The sequence below is a fragment of the Rhodanobacter thiooxydans genome (assembly GCF_030291135.1).
Lineage (GTDB): Bacteria > Pseudomonadota > Gammaproteobacteria > Xanthomonadales > Rhodanobacteraceae > Rhodanobacter > Rhodanobacter thiooxydans_A.
Genome location: NZ_CP127409.1, coordinates 291,848 through 306,913, shown reverse-complemented (window position 1 = coordinate 306,913; position 15,066 = coordinate 291,848). Strand labels below are relative to the sequence as shown.

The window sequence follows — 15,066 nt, the reverse complement described above, 5'->3', positions numbered from 1 at the left end:
AGGCCTGCCCCGGCGACGGATGGGCAGGCACCCGGTCACCCTGATCTGCTAATTTCCGCGATCAGTCCCCCCGCATTCCCACGGAACCACCATGTCGCCACGCCCGTTCACGCTCGCCACCCCGCTGCTCGCCCTCGGCACCGCCCTGCTCGCCGGCTGCACCATGCTTCCCTGGCAGGGCGGCAGGACGCCCGACGGCGCGCGCGCGAACGTGGCGATCCTGGAAACCACCGACGTGCACGCGAACGTGCTCAGCTACGACTACTACAAGCTGAAGCCGGACGATTCGCTCGGCTACGAGCGCACCGCCACGCTGATCCGCCGCGCCCGCGCGGAATTCCCCAACAGCTTCCTGTTCGACAGCGGCGACACCATCCAGGGCAGCGTGCTGGCCGACTACCAGGCGCTGGTGAAACCGGTCGCCTGCGACCAGGAACTGTCCATCTACAAGGCGATGGACGCGATGGGCTACGACGGCGGCACCGCCGGCAACCACGAGTTCAACTACGGCCTGGGCTTCCTGTCGCAGGTCACCGGCACGCCGATGAACGTGGACGGCGGCCACACCGACCGCTGCGCCGGGCCGAACTTCCCGCTGGTGCTGGCCAACGTCTACAGCGCGCGCGACGGCAAGCCGATCTTCAAGCCGTGGACGATCGTCACCAGGACCATCACGGCCTACACCCCCGACGGCAGCAAGATCCAAGTGCCGCTGAAAGTCGGCATCATCGGCTTCACCCCGCCGCCGATCCTGGAGTGGGACCAGCAGAAACTGGCCGGCAAGGTCACCGTCAGCGGCGTGGTCGAGGCGGCGAAGAAGTACCTGCCCGAGCTCAAGGCGCAGCACCCCGACCTGGTGGTGGCGATCCTCCACGGCGGCCTGAACACCGCGCCGTACACCCCGGACATGGAAAACGCCGGCTGGTACCTGGCCGGCGTGCCCGGCATCGACGCGCTGCTGCTCGGCCACTCGCACACGGAATTCCCCGGCCCGCGCTACGCCGGCATGAAGGACGTCGACGCCCGGCTCGGCTTCGTGCGCAACGTGCCCGCGGTGATGGGCGGCTTCTTCGGCAAGGACCTCGGCGTGATCCAGCTGGTGCTGAACCGCAAGGGCGGCCGCTGGGTGGTCGACCTGGACAACACCCACAGCGAGGTGCGCCCGATCTGCAAGGCGAAGCACGATTGCGTGCCGGCCGATCCGGCGATCGCGCCGCTGGTGCAGCAGGCGCACGAGGCGGCGATCGCCTACGTCAACACGCCGATCGGCGAGAGCACGCTGCGCCTGAGCAGCTACTTCGCCGACGAAGGCAACATGACCGCGCTGGCGCCGGTCAACGCCGCGCAGATCGACTACGTGCGCCGCGAGCTGCCGCGCCTGCATCCCGAGCTGGCGAACCTGCCGGTGCTGGGCGCCGCCGCCGCCTTCCGCACCGGCTTCGGCGGCCCCGACGACTACACCGACGTCGCCCCCGGTCCGCTCACCCTGCGCAGCGCCGCCGACCTGTACTTCTATCCGAACACGCTGGCCGCGGTGAAGATCGACGGCGCCGGTGTCAAGGCGTGGCTGGAAAAATCCGCCGAACGCTTCAACCGGATCGACCCGGCCAAGGCCAGCGAACAGCCGCTGATCAACAGCCGCTTCACCGGCTACAACTTCGACCAGCTCCAGGGCGGTATCCACTACGTCATCGACGTGTCCAAGCCGGCCGGCCAGCGCATCACCACGCTGACCTACCAGGGCAAGCCGGTCGAACCGACCCAGCCGTTCATCGTGGTCACCAACAACTACCGCGCCAGCGGCGGCGGCCACTTCCCCGGCCTCGACGGCAGCAACATCGTACTGACCGCGCCCGACGGCACCCGCGAGATCCTGGCGAAATGGTTGGAACGCCGGCACACGGTCGGTGCGAAGGATCTCGAACCGACCTCATGGACCTTCGCCCCGCTGAAGACCCGCGGCCCGGTGGTGTTCACCGGCGCCAGCGGCAAGCAGGCTGTGGCGCGCGAGGCCGGCCTCGACAACATCCGCCAGCTGAAGGACCACGGCGACGGCACGGCGACGTATGTGATCGACCTGTCGCGTTGAACGACGCGTTTTTGTAGGGCGGGCACTGCCCGCCGCTCCGGCTTTCTGCTGAGTCCTGGGACGCCTCAGGAGCAAGAGCTTTCGTCCTCCTGCGGAGGCCGAGGTACTTCTCTTTTGCTTGTCCAAAAGAGAAGTACCCAAGAGAAAACGACACCCCGCTTGGCGCTTGCCGCCCATCCATGGGCGGCAAGTCCGTGAGCCGGGGCCGGGCTTTTCGACCGGACTCCTGTCCGGGCGAAAAGGCGTTGCCATCCCTGGCAACGCCCGCTGCGCGGCCTATCGTCCCCGACTCACCGCCGCGCAAGGGACCCCGGCAGAGCAGCGGGCCATCCTGGCCCCCACCTTTTATAAGAGCCAAGGCCGCGCCGCCTACGCCTTTAATGTAGCCGGCAGTTGTCATCCCTCCACGTCACGCGCCCCAAAACGTCTCGCGCTCCGCCCGTTGAGTCGGCCTCGGGCCAGCCTGCGGGAGATTCGATACAGTACTGACTTGATCGGCCCGCAGGGCCTGCTTTCGACGGCGGATCCAATGCATCGATGCATTGAATCCGCCACCCAAGGTGGACGTTCTGGTATCGGACTTAGCTGGCCCTGGAACGGCGCGTAGCGATGGCGCGCCCAGCAATTGATCGGCTACAACCTGTTGAATGTACCTCTGCAAACCTTGGAATACGCGGTGACCCATAAAATCTTCCTGAGCCACAACTACAAAGATAAGCCTCTTGTTGAGCCAGTTGCGCTCAAACTCGCCGGCATATTCGGCCACGACCAAGTGTTTTACGACGCCTGGTCCATCCGCCCGGGCGATGGCATCATCGATCAGATGAACAAGGGGCTTGAAGCTCCTGAGTTCGTCTTCTTCTTCGTGTCGGCGACCAGCTTGGCGAGCGGCATGGTCAAACTGGAGTGGCAAAATGCGCTCTACACTGCCTCCAAAGGCAAGACAAGAATCATTCCCGTAAGAGTCGATGGGTGCGACATGCCGGCAGTGTTGCGGCAAACCCTGTTCATCGATATGCACACGATTGGGTTGGATGCCGCCATCTCGCAAATCGTGAGCGTGACTCAGGGCTACGCTTCGTTCACCCCGCAGCATCAGGGCTTTTCGAATCTCACCTATACCGCAATCAAAGGTGAAGGCGGGTCGATTGAAGTCGTCGTCCAAGCGTCCCATTTGATGGAACCAAACTCCTCCTTCTTGATCTTGACCCCCAACCCGGAAGACGAAATCGCTTGGAAAATGAAGAACGATTCCGGGTTTATGGGTGGCTTCAACCAGGGCTTCGTCAGCGATCAGAATGGCCGCAAGTTCAATGCAATTTCTATGCGGCCCATGGGCCGCACCCTGACCCCCGACCATCCATTCCGTGCATTGCTGACCAAGAAAGGCGACACGGATATTGCCGTGATAGGCGTGATGCATCAAAAACGCGAAAACGAGTGGGTGCCTGTACCCGATGCGTCGCCAAAGGCTCCAGAAATCTCTCTTCCAGCAGGCTCATGGATAACCGGATTGGCTTCTCGGTAACGTCAGCTTCTGGCCGAACTGAGACACTCTGGCCTTGAAAAGCCCCGCTCGCAATCGGGCTTTTCTTGTTCTTGGCTTTACTGGTTTTCGCGACCGCGCTCGCGCAAGGGATCTCGAGTAGGGCAGCAGGCCATCGTGGCCGCACTCGGTGGTGAAGCGGAAAGAAGCCACAGCAGCAAAACGTCGCTTTGCTGCTTTGCTCTTGATTCGGCTCTTCTGAAGAGTGCGCGCAGGATGCGCGCTGCTCTTCCGGGTCCCCTCTGCAGCGGCGGGCGGGCGGAGGAAAAGCCCGAAGGGTGGCCGGCAGGGATGCCGGCCAGTTTGGCGTCAGGGCAGGATGCCCTGTCGACAAACCACGCAGCCCGCACGCGAACTTTCCGGGCAGGATGCCCGGAAAGCGCGGAAGCGGGGTGCTCTTTCTCTTTGGTTACTTTCTCTTTGAGCACGCAAAGAGAAAGTAACTCGGGCGCCGGAGGCGCACGAAAGCTCTTGGCTCTAAAGCTTTCTCGTACAGCACCAAGCCAGAGCGTCGCCCGCGAGCGGGCTCCTACAGATGCAGAAGGCGAAGGCCTTTTGCGCGGGAACGACAACAAGCCTGAGACCGCTGCAACCGGGCGAAAATCCTGCGGCGACGGCGCGATGATCGCCTCAGCGGATCACCACGAACACCGTGACGATCGCCAGCAGCGCCAGTGGATACAGGCTGGCGCGATCGAACAGGCGCGCCGCCTGGCGGCCATCCAGCGTACGCGCCAGGCGAAACGCTGGCGGCAACAGCAGACCAGCACCGGCGGCAAGGATGGCGAGCTGGAACGGCCAGCCGCCACCGAGCGGCGACATCCGCGGCAGCAGCGCGCTGGCGAGCACGGCCAGCACCAGGCAGGCGACCACCAGCACGCCGGCCGCGCGCAGGCCAAACACCAGCGGAATGGTGCGTGCGCCGATGCGGCGGTCCTCCTCGATGTCGTTCCAGTCGGCCGGGATGTTCTGTCCGCCGATCTCCCACAGCATCAGCCAGATCAGCGTGCCCAGCAGCCCACGCCACGAGGGTTCGGGAATGACCGCGAACACGGCGGCGATCGGGCCAGCCGACTTGACCAGACCGCTGACCACGGTGCGCCACCAGGTCACCTTGAGCAGCTTGACGTAGACCACTTCCAGCGCCGCTGCGGCGAACACGATGACGAGGATCCGCGGGTTCAGCAGCCAGGTGCCGAGCACGGCCAGCGCGAACCAGCCGCCGAACCACGCCAGCGCACCCTTCATGCTGATCAGGTTCTGCGCCAGCGGGTAACGCATGGCGGATGCCTCCACCGCGTAGCCCGGGGTGATCCCGCCGGCGACCTTTTCCTTGTCGTCCTTCACCCCGATCAGGTCGTTCAGTGCATAGACGGCCGTATAGCCGGCCAGCGCGGTGGCCAGGGACAGCGCCAGCACCCGCCACGACGGGAAGTGCCCCAGCCACAGCAGCGCGACGAAGCCGGGCATGGCGATGTCGAGCACGCCGTGGACGGAACGCGACAAGGCAAGGAAACGCCGCATGGGGTTCAGCCTTTCCTGACGAAGCAGGCCATGTAGTTGATGTCTTCGCGGTTCGGCGCGACCCGGAAGCGGCGCGTCAGCGGGTTGTACATGAGGCTGTCCACCGCCCTGAACTCGAGCCCCGCCGCACCGGCCCACGCGCGCATCTCCACCGGCCGGATCAGCTTGCTGTAATGGTGAGTGCCGCGCGGCAGCAGGCCGAGGATGTACTCGCCGGCCACGATGGCGAAGGCGAACGCCTTGAGCGTGCGGTTGATGGTGGAGAAGAACGCCACGCCGCCCGGCTTGAGCAGGGTGGCGCAGGCGGCGATGACCTGCTCCGGATGCGGCACATGCTCCAGCATCTCCATGCAGGTGACCGCGTCGAAGCTGCCGGGCTCGTCGCGTGCGAGGGTCTCCGCATTGAGCTCGCGGTAGTCGATGGCCAGCCCGCCACGCTGGGCATGTTGGCGGGCGATGCCCAGCGACATCCGCGACAGGTCGATGCCGGTCACCCGCGCGCCGGTCTTTGCCAGCGCTTCGGCCAGGATGCCGCCGCCGCAGCCCACGTCGACCACGCGCGGCGCCGGTACGCCGATGCGCTCGGTGATGAAGCGCAGGCGCAGGTCGTTGATTGCGTGCAGCTGGCCCATCTTGCCGTGCGGGTCCCACCACAGCTGGGCGATGCGGTTGAAGTGGGCGATCTCCGCGGCATCAACATTCGGCGATTCGGTCATGGCTGCTCGTGGTCCGCTGGGTCAGGGTGTGGATGGAGGCTTCGATTTCCGCGCGCGCGATGTCGTTGACGAACACGCACTCGCCCAGCCCCGCGGGCAACGGCACGCGCTGCAGGCCGTTGCGGTGCTCGACGCGGTCGAGCAGCGACTGCCACATCAGCTCGGCGTCGAGCAGGGCGAGCTCGGGGGCGAGGCCGAGGCGCTCGACCAGCGCGAAGATGCGCCCGGCCGCGGCTGCATCGAGCAGGCCACGCCGCCGCGCGATCGCAGTCGATACCAGGATGTCCAGCAGCACCGCCTCGCCGTGCAGCAGGTCGTCGCCGTAACGGGTTTCCAGGCCGTAGCTGAAGGTGTGGCCGAAGTCGACCTTGCGCGCCAGCTCCTCCTCGTGCAGGTTCGGCGCCAGCTCTTCCAGCATGCCGCCGATGGCGTGGTCGAGGATCTCGCCACCGTGCGCGTCCTGGAACGCCGCCGCCAGCGAAGGCGCGCCGTGCTGCTCCAGCAGGCGGAACAGCGCGGCGTCGCGGATCACCGCCAGCTTGACGATCTCGCACACGCCGTTGCGCAGGTGGCGCGGCGGCAGGCTGCGCAGCAGGCTGCGGTCCAGCAGCACCCGGCGCGGCGGCTCGAAGTTGCCCAGGCGGTTCTTGTGGTCGTTGAAGTTGATCCCGGTCTTGATCCCCACCGCGGCGTCGACGTAGCCCATCAGCGTGGTCGGCACCTTGATGTGCGGCACGCCGCGGCGATAGCTGGCCGCCGCGTAGCCGACCACGTCGGTCAGCACGCCACCGCCGATGGCGATGATGGGTTCGTCGCGGCGATGGATCGGGAAGCTGTCCAGCTCGTGCAGCACCGAAAGCCAGGCTTCCAGCGACTTGCCGCCCTCGCCGCCCGGCAGGGTGACGATGCGCGCGTCGACCCGATGGTGCGCGAAATAGGCGCGGATGCGTTCGCCGTGGTACGCGTGCACGCACTCGTCGACCACCACGAAGCGGCGCCCTTCCTGTACGCGGCCCATCGACAGCAGCGCGTCGCTGTGCGGATCGAACACGTCGGCCACGTTGAGCAGGTCGTATTCGATCCGGCGCGTGGCGCTGACCTGCCAGCGCGTGCTCTGCGCCGCGCTCATGTGATGTCTGGCCATGCCGCGCGTTGCGCCAGCACCTCGCGCGCCACGGCCTGTGCGCGCGCGAGGTCGTGGTTACGCCAGTGGCCGCACTGGTCGATACGCGCATATGGCACGGCCTCGGCCACGAGCACGCCTTCGAGGATGGCCTCGAGCGCGTCCTCGATGACGGCGCGGCGGCCCTCGCCAAGCAGGGTGAGGTAGAAACCGGTCTGGCAACCCATCACGCCGATGCCGATGAAGTGCCGCGGCAACAGGCGGCCGTAGCCTTCCAGCAGGAAATGCTCGATCGAATGCAGCTCGGTGCTCGACAGGCAGGCGTCGGCGTTCGGCCGGCGCAGGCGCAGGTCGATGCTGTAGACGATGTCGCCCGCCGCTCCCGCATGAGCGCCACGCAGCTTGACGCTGGGCGCCTTGAGCAGGCGGTGGTCCAGTTCGCCGACGGTGTCGCTGCGCCAGCCCAGTGCCTCGAAGTCGATCATGGTGGTTGCCCGTTGGAACGGCCGATCATTCATGCCGGCTGCGCGATGGCGGCCAGGTGGCGGTAGCTCCGGTCGATCGCCTGCTGCCAGCCCTCGACGTGGTGGTAGAGCTCGACCGAGCCGAAGCCGTCGAAGCCGTGCTCGTTCAGGGCCTTGAAACTGGCGGCCAGATCCAGCGTGCCTTCGCCGGGAATCTCGTGGAAATGCACGATGCCGGTGCGCGTGTTGGCGACCATTCGTTCGAACAGCGCCGGACCGCGCACGCCGCGCAGGTGGGCGACGATCGGCCACGCCCGTTCGAGCACGTCGAAGCTCAGCCCTGGCACCGAGATCAGGTAGGTGAAGATCTCGTCGTCCTGCGGCGAGGCGCCGGCGTACAGGCTGGCGTAGTCGACCAGGGCCGCCGCCTGCGTGATGCCGGCCTGCGCCAGCAGCGCGTCGATGCGCGATCGCCGCGCCGCGTCGGGTGCGCGGTCGGCGAAGTACAACGGGTGGTGGCGATCCAGCAGCAGGTAGTCCGCACTGTCGGGGAAATAGACCAGTGCGCTGGCATCCTCCAGGTCGAGTGCCGGCACGGCATCGTTGCGCACGATCCTGAGGTTGTGGCCCTGGCGCGCATCGGAGATGTGCAGGTAGCGCGCGTGCGGCGCGGCCTGCGCCAGCGCGCCGATGTAGTCCGGCTCGGAGCAGTAGGCGTGGCAGATGTCGATGTGCAGCGCGAAGCGCGGCGAGCCGACCGCGCGGATCAGTGCCAGCCCCTGTGCCAGCGTCTCGATGTACATGCCCGGCTCGGGCTCGATCAGCAGCGTGATGTCCTCGTCGTCGCGGATCTCGCGCAGGCATTCGCGGATACTGTCGACCAGCAGCTCGCCGGGATCGACCTGCGGCTGGCGCACGTGCTCCTCGCGCAGGAAGCCGCTGCCGAAGGTGACCAGCTTGACGCCCAGCCGGCGCGCCACGCGGATGCCGCGCTTGACCAGGTCGATGCGGCGCTTGCGCCCGGCCACGTCCAGCGTCATCAGGGACGGTTCGTGCGGCCGTTGCGGGGTGAAGAAGTGCGAGGCGGTGGCCACGCAGGCCGGCACGATGCCCGTTGCCTCCAGCCGCGCGCGCACGGCGTCGAGGTCGGCCTCGGTGAGGTTGAAGGGGTTGAACTGGTCGCGGTGGAAGGACAGCTCGATCCCCGCGTAACCGGCCCGGGCCACGGCGTCGATCGCCTCCAGGAACGGCAGGTTGGTGAGGCCGAAGGTGCTGTAGCTGAGCTGGATCATGCCCGGGAGCCGTGATGAGCGAGCGGTGGCGGAACTCGAGTGCGCCGCTGGCCCGAACCCTGCGGCTGCAGCACGCACGACGTCGGTTGCGCCACGCGGGCCAGCCGACGTCGAGTTGGTGTCCGCGCAGCGTGCGGGCGCCGCGGCACGCTCGCCATGACCCACGTCAAATCGCGCCCGCCGGCGCCTGCGCTCGGATGCCGCAGGGCGCCGGCAGCCGGCTGCAATAGCGCGGCAATAGCAGCGCGCCGGCGCGCTGGAATCCGGTCACTGCAGGGTCAATGTTTCTCGCCGGGATGGGAGCAGGATCAAGAGCGGCCCCCACCCAGCCCTCCCCTGCTCGCAGGGGAGGGAGCAACGCCCGACGATGCCGAAATTCCGCCGCTCAGTCGCTCGGCGTATTCCGGTATTTGCCGACGTCGGCCGGCTGCACCGCAGCGGCCTTGTTCGACCACGACTGACGGATGTAGCCGACCACCGCGGCCACGTCGGCGTCGCCCAGTTGCTGCGCGAACGGCGGCATCGAGTACGGCTGCGGGTTGCCGGCGGTGACCGGGGCGAAGCCACCGAGCAGCACGCTGCGGATCGCGTTGATGCCGGTCGGCTCGGTCACCGAGGTGTTGCCGTCCAGCGGCGGGTAGACGCCGGCCACGCCGCGGCCATCCTTGCCGTGGCAGTCGGCGCAGCGCTGCGCGTAAAGCTGGCCGCCCTGCGCGTGGCTGGCCGCCTGCACGAACGGGGCCGCGGCCGCTGGCGCGCGCGGCGGCAGCGACTGCAGATAGACGGCCACCGCCTGCAGGTCGGCGTCACTCAGGTGCTGGGTACTGTTGCGCACCACGTCGGCCATCGGCCCGAACGCCGCGCCCTTCGCCGATTGACCGGTCTTCAGCAGGTCAACGATGTCCTGTGCGCGCCAGCCGTCGAGGCCGCCACCCGGTTGCGTGCTGAGGTCCGGCGCGTACCAGTCCAGCTGGGGGATCTGCCCGCCGGTGAGGTGGCGGTCCTGCTCGATGCCGCCGAGCGAATCGCGCGTGGTGTGGCATTCGTTGCAGTGGCCCAGGCCCTGCACCAGATAGGCGCCGCGGTTCCATTCCGGCGACTTCGCCGGATCGGACTTGAACTCGCCGGGCTTGAAGTACAGCGCGCGCCACGCGAGCAGGCTGCTGCGCACGTTGTAGGGAAACGCCAGCCCCAGTGCCGTGTCGGGTCGCTGCACCGGCGGCAGCGACTTGAGGTAGGCGAAGATCGCCAGCGCGTCGTCGCGGCTCACCTTGGTGAATGAGGTGTAGGAGAACACCGGGTACAGCAGCTCGCCCTGGCGGCCCTTGCCTTCGTGCAGCGCGCGCCAGAAATCGTCGAAGCTCCAGCGGCCGATGCCGGTGTCCGGATCGGGCGTGATGTTCGGCGCCGGCACGTCGCCGAACGGCGTGCCCAGCGAGCGGCCGCCGGCGTAGCGCTGGCCGTCGCGCGCGGTGTGGCAGGCGGCGCAATCGCCGGCCGTGGCCAGGTATTCGCCGCGCGCGATCAGCGCCGGATCGCGCAGCGCGGCGGCATCCGCCTCGCGCTGCGCCGGCGACGCCGCCGTCAGGCCGGTACGGCCGAAGTACAGCCAGCCCAGCACAACTGCCGCCAGCAAGGCCGGCACCCACCATCCACGTCGCCACCACTTCATTGACCTGCTCCGCTCTTGCCCATCACGCACCAGCCCGGCAACGGTTCGGTCTGCGCACTGGCCGGTGCCGGATGCATGTCGGCCGGCGGCTCGTGGCTGGCCAGCCACGCGGACACGGCGGTGATGTCCGATTCGCGCATGCGGTTGGCGACCACGCCCATGCAGTACGGCCCTTCGGCCGCGCGCTGGCGCGTGCGCCACGACACCAGCTGGGTGTTGAGATAGTCGTACGACAGGCCCATCAGGCCCGGCATCATTGGCTCCACGCCGGTGAGCCTGGTGCCGTGGCAGCTGACGCACGACGGCACGCCGCGGGTGGAGTCGCCGCGCAGCACCAGTTGTTCACCGCGCCGCAGGGTCTCCGCCGACACCGCCGGCACCGGCAGTTTCCGGTACGGCACATCCTGCTGCGCGAAGTAGCCGGCGATCTCGCGCAGGTAGGCCGGGCTCAGCTGGCGCACCACGTATTCCATCGGCGCGTGCCGGCGCTGGCCGCTCTGGAAATATTCCAGCTGCTGCAGCAGGTAGCCGGCTGGCTTGCCGGCCAGGCGCGGGATCGCCACGCTGTCCGGCGAGCCTTCGCCATGTGCTCCGTGGCAGCTGGTGCACGCGGCGACGCGCTGCTGCATGGTGTCGGGAACCGGTGCGGCGCTGGCCTGGGGCGTGGTGGCCGATGCCGCGCTGCCGATGCCGAACGCGAACAGCACGACGGCCGCGCGTAGCCAGCGGCGCAGGAAAACGAGACGATTCATCCGGCCATTGTAGGCTCCTGCATCGCCCTGGCCGGGACCGGATCGGCTGGTCGCGACAACCTGCCGCAGGTCGCGGCGACGCCGTCCGGCCATGTCCAGCAACTTCGAAAGTTGCAAATGCATCTGTTGACCGCAGTGCAACAATCCGCTTAAGGTCGGTGCCATGTCGCCGCTTCCCACGCCCGCACGCATGCACTTCGCCCCGGTTCGCACCGGCCGCATGCCCGCGCGCACGGGCGCCATCGTCGCCACCATTACCACCACGATTACCACCGGTACCACGAGTCCCGGGCGGAGCGTCGTGCGTAGCTGAGTTTTCCCACGCAACGGCCCGCCCTCGAAGAGGCGGGCCGGCCCATGCCGACACGCTAGCGAGAACGGGCCTCCACCGGAGAGGCCACCGTGATCACCTGTGCACCCGAGCAAGTCCAGCATTTCCCGTTGCCGCCGCCGTCGATGACCCGCATGGGCACGGCCCGGCGCCGCGTGCTGGCAGTGGGCGTGATCGGCCCCGGCCGGGTCGGCAGCGCGCTGCTGGAACAGCTGCGCGCTGCCCAGCCGCGGCTGGCCCGCGACAGCGCGCTGGAGCTGAAACTCTGCGGCGTGGTCGCCAGCAAGCGGATGTGGCTGGACTGCGACGACGCCGAACTCAATGCCCGCCACGGCGGCGCGCAGATCTGGCGGCCGAACGACCTGGACGCGTTCGCCGGGCACGTGCGCGGCAACGACGGCCGCCATGCGCTGCTGATCGACTGCAGCGCGAACGACGAAGTCGCCGCGCACTACCCGCGCTGGCTGGCCGCCGGCCTGCACGTGGTGACGCCGAACAAGCTGGCCGGCAGCGGCCCGCTGCCACGCTGGCAGGCGATCCGCGCGGCCTGCGCCGGCGGCGCGCGCTTCCGCTACGAGGCCACCGTGTGCGCCGGCCTGCCGGTGGTGCAGACGCTGCGCGACCTGCTCGACACCGGCGATGAACTGTTCGCGGTGCACGGCATGTTCTCCGGCACGCTGGCCTGGCTGTGCAACCGCCACGACGGCCGCCAGCCGTTCTCTGCGCTGGTGCGCGAGGCGCATGCGCTGGGCTATACCGAACCCGACCCGCGCGATGACCTGTCCGGGCTGGACGTCGCCCGCAAACTGGTGATCCTCGCGCGCGAGGCGGGCTGGCCGCTGTCGCTGGAAGACGTCGACCTGGAAGGTCTGGTGCCGCCCGCGCTGGCCGCGTTGTCGCGCGACGACTTCATGCAGCGGCTCGACGAACTCGACGCGCCGATGGCGGCGAAACTGGCTGCGGCGCGCGCCGAAGGCGGCGTGCTGCGCCACGTGGCGCAACTGGACCGGCACGGCCGCGCCAGCGTGCGGCTGCAGGTGCTGCCGGCCGCGCACGCATTCGCGCATACCCGGCTGACCGACAACATCGTGCAGTTCAGCACCCGCCGCTACTGCGATAATCCGCTGTCGGTGCAAGGCCCCGGCGCCGGTCCCGAGGTGACCGCCGCCGGCGTGTTCACAGACTTACTGCGCATCGCCGAGTCACTGGAGGCGCGCGCATGAACTCCTTCTTGCTGGAACCCGCCATGGCCCCACCGCGTCGCGCCAACCCTCCGCAAGTCGCCTGCGCCTTTGCGCCCGCCAGCGTCGGCAACGTGGGCGTCGGCTTCGACCTGCTCGGCCACAGCGTGGCCGGCGCCGGCGACCGCGCCGAGGTGCGCCGCATCGACGAGCCGCTGGTGCGCATCGCCGCGATCCGCGGCTGCGTCACCGAACTGCCCACCGACCCACGCGCGAATACCGCCGGCACCGCGCTGCTCTCGCTGCGCGAGGCGCTCGGCCTGCCGTACGGTTTCGAGCTGACCCTGCACAAGGGCATCGCGCTGGGTTCGGGCATGGGCGGCTCCGCCGCCTCCTGCGTGGCCGCGCTGGTGGCCGCCAACGCGCTGCTGGAAAAGCCGCTGCCACGCGAGGCGCTGTACGCGTTCGCGCTGGACGGCGAGGCGGTGGCCAGCGGCAGCCGCCACGGCGACAACCTCGGCTCGATGCTGCTCGGCGGCCTGGTGCTGGCCACCCACGACCGCCTGCTGCGCATCGACGTGCCGGCCGCGTGGCATTGCGCGCTGGTGCATCCGCACGTGGTGCTGGAGACGCGCCGGGCGCGCGCGGCGCTGGCCGGGCACTACGCGCTGGGCGAGTTCGTGGCGCAGAGTTCGAATCTCGCCCTGGTGCTGGCCGGCTGCTGGCGCGGCGACGCGGCGCTGGTGCGCGAAGGCCTCAAGGACGTGCTGGTGGAACCGCGCCGCGCTCCGCTGATCCCGAACTTCGCACGGGTGAAGCAGGCCGCGCTCGATCACCACGCATTCGGTGCCAGCATCTCCGGCGCCGGCCCCAGCGTGTTCGGCTGGTACGACAACCGCGCCGACGCCGAAACAGCCAGCGTGGCGATGCAGGCCGCGTTCGCCGAGGCCGGTCTGGACAGCGATGCCTGGGTGTCGCCGATCAACGGACCAGCTGCCGCCTTGATCGACGCGATCGAGGCCACCGCATGAGCGCCACCGAACCCTTGCGCTATCACAGCACCCGCGGCGCCGCCCCGGCCGTGCCAGTCAGCCAGGCGATCGCCGCCGGGCTGGCGCCGGACGGCGGCCTTTATGTGCCCGAGTCCCTGCCGCGACTCGATCCGGCCGCGTTCGATCCGCACGGCACGCTGGCCGACACCGCCGCCACCCTGCTGGCGCCGTTCTTCGCCGGCGATGCGCTGGCCGCTGAGCTGCCGGCGATCTGCGCCGAGGCGCTCACCTTCGACACGCCGCTGCACGCCCTGCCGGCACATCCGCACGCCATGATGCTGGAGCTGTTCCACGGCCCCACTTCGGCCTTCAAGGATGTCGGCGCGCGCTTCCTCGCCGCCTGCCTGCGCCGGCTGCCGCGCCGCGATGCACGGCCGCTGACGATCCTGGTCGCCACCTCGGGCGACACCGGCGCCGCGGTGGCCGCCGCGTTCCATCACCAGCCAGATGTGAGCGTGGTGATCCTGTATCCGGACGGCCTGGTCTCGCCGCGCCAGGCGCACCAACTCGGCTGCTTTGGCGACAACGTGACCGCGCTGCGCGTGGCCGGCCGCTTCGACGACTGCCAGCGCATGGTCAAGGCCGCGCTCAACGACGCGGAGCTGCAGGCGGATGTGCCGCTGTCTTCGGCCAACAGCATCAGCCTGGGCCGCCTGCTGCCGCAGATGAGCTATTTCGCGCACGCCGCGCTGGGCTGGTGGCGCGAACACGGCACGCCGCTGAACTTCATCGTGCCCACCGGCAACCTGGGCAACGCGCTGGCCTGCCTGTGGGTGCGCGAACTGGGCCTGCCGGTCGGCGAAGTGCAGCTGGCCTGCAATGCGAACGCCACCCTGCCTGACTATTTCGCCGGCGCCGATTACCAGCCACGCGAAGCCGTCGCCACCCTCGCCAACGCGATGGACGTGGGCGCACCCAGCAACTTCGAACGGCTGCGCTGGACCTTCCCCGATGAAACCAGGCTGCGCCAACTGCTGCACGCACACAGCGTGGACGATGCCACCATCCGCGCCACCGTGCTCCGGCATGCCCGCGAGCATGGTGAGGTCGTCTGCCCGCACACGGCCACCGCACTCGCCCTGCTCGACCGCGAGCACCCGAGTGAAAGTCGTGCCCAGGTAGTGGTCGCCACCGCTCATCCGGCCAAGTTCGAAACCGTGCTGGAACCCCTGCTCGGCCATCCGCTGGCGGTACCGCCAACCCTGGCAGCCTTGCTCGAACGACCGGCGCAGGCGGAAGCCATGGCAGCACGCGACGCGGCACTGAAGCAGTGGCTGCGGGAACATGCAGGGGCACCCCCGACCAGCCCTTCCTGATCGACGGT

Annotated in this window: 12 protein-coding genes; 5 read left to right on the top strand and 7 right to left on the bottom strand. The window is 68.5% G+C overall.

Annotated features, from left to right (window positions below; translation table 11 throughout):
• The first annotated feature begins 91 nt into the window (after window positions 1-91).
• Both QQA13_RS01270 and QQA13_RS01265 read left to right on the top strand, forming a co-directional pair.
• Window positions 92-2,089 (top strand): bifunctional 2',3'-cyclic-nucleotide 2'-phosphodiesterase/3'-nucleotidase, encoded by a 1,998-nt coding sequence (locus QQA13_RS01270; RefSeq protein ID WP_108472078.1) that lies wholly within the window; start codon window positions 92-94, stop codon window positions 2,087-2,089.
• Window positions 2,090-2,765: 676 nt separating this feature from the next.
• Complete coding sequence (locus QQA13_RS01265; RefSeq protein WP_108472258.1) at window positions 2,766-3,617, top strand: toll/interleukin-1 receptor domain-containing protein; 852 nt, start codon at window positions 2,766-2,768, stop codon at window positions 3,615-3,617.
• 648 nt (window positions 3,618-4,265) lie between these two features.
• Here the strand turns inward: QQA13_RS01265 and QQA13_RS01260 are convergent.
• From QQA13_RS01260 to QQA13_RS01230, 7 genes are all read right to left on the bottom strand, one after another.
• Window positions 4,266-5,159: a UbiA prenyltransferase family protein gene (locus QQA13_RS01260; protein ID WP_108472079.1), complete on the bottom strand. Its 894-nt coding sequence runs from the start codon at window positions 5,157-5,159 to the stop codon at window positions 4,266-4,268.
• Window positions 5,160-5,164: 5 nt separating this feature from the next.
• Entirely contained in the window at window positions 5,165-5,875 is a 711-nt protein-coding gene (gene ubiG, locus QQA13_RS01255) for a bifunctional 2-polyprenyl-6-hydroxyphenol methylase/3-demethylubiquinol 3-O-methyltransferase UbiG (protein ID WP_108472080.1), read from the bottom strand.
• On the bottom strand, window positions 5,853-7,019 hold the full coding sequence (locus tag QQA13_RS01250; protein ID WP_234411346.1) for a sedoheptulose 7-phosphate cyclase: 1,167 nt from the start codon (window positions 7,017-7,019) through the stop codon (window positions 5,853-5,855). Before QQA13_RS01250 ends, ubiG begins: the two co-directional genes overlap by 23 nt.
• A complete protein-coding gene (locus QQA13_RS01245) occupies window positions 7,001-7,516 on the bottom strand; it encodes an S-ribosylhomocysteine lyase (RefSeq protein ID WP_234411347.1) in 516 nt (171 codons plus the stop codon). The genes QQA13_RS01250 and QQA13_RS01245 overlap by 19 nt, the downstream gene beginning before the upstream one ends.
• Window positions 7,513-8,754, bottom strand: coding sequence for a sugar phosphate isomerase/epimerase family protein (locus QQA13_RS01240; protein ID WP_108472083.1), 1,242 nt, complete (start codon window positions 8,752-8,754; stop codon window positions 7,513-7,515). Before QQA13_RS01240 ends, QQA13_RS01245 begins: the two co-directional genes overlap by 4 nt.
• A gap of 385 nt (window positions 8,755-9,139) precedes the next feature.
• The gene (locus QQA13_RS01235; RefSeq protein ID WP_108472084.1) at window positions 9,140-10,426 is read right to left on the bottom strand and encodes a cytochrome c; all 1,287 of its coding nucleotides are present in this window, start codon (window positions 10,424-10,426) and stop codon (window positions 9,140-9,142) included.
• On the bottom strand, window positions 10,423-11,178 hold the full coding sequence (locus tag QQA13_RS01230; RefSeq protein ID WP_108472085.1) for a c-type cytochrome: 756 nt from the start codon (window positions 11,176-11,178) through the stop codon (window positions 10,423-10,425). The genes QQA13_RS01235 and QQA13_RS01230 overlap by 4 nt, the downstream gene beginning before the upstream one ends.
• Window positions 11,179-11,580: 402 nt before the next feature.
• Between QQA13_RS01230 and QQA13_RS01225 the strand changes: the two genes are divergently transcribed.
• Genes QQA13_RS01225 through thrC form a run of 3 tightly spaced genes read left to right on the top strand, consistent with a single transcriptional unit; the run spans window position 11,581 to window position 15,058 of the window.
• Window positions 11,581-12,732, top strand: coding sequence for a homoserine dehydrogenase (locus QQA13_RS01225; protein WP_108472086.1), 1,152 nt, complete (start codon window positions 11,581-11,583; stop codon window positions 12,730-12,732).
• A complete protein-coding gene (locus QQA13_RS01220) occupies window positions 12,729-13,721 on the top strand; it encodes a homoserine kinase (protein ID WP_108472087.1) in 993 nt (330 codons plus the stop codon). Before QQA13_RS01225 ends, QQA13_RS01220 begins: the two co-directional genes overlap by 4 nt.
• On the top strand, window positions 13,718-15,058 hold the full coding sequence (thrC, locus tag QQA13_RS01215) for a threonine synthase (protein ID WP_108472088.1): 1,341 nt from the start codon (window positions 13,718-13,720) through the stop codon (window positions 15,056-15,058). The genes QQA13_RS01220 and thrC overlap by 4 nt, the downstream gene beginning before the upstream one ends.
• The last annotated feature ends 8 nt before the right edge of the window (window positions 15,059-15,066 follow it).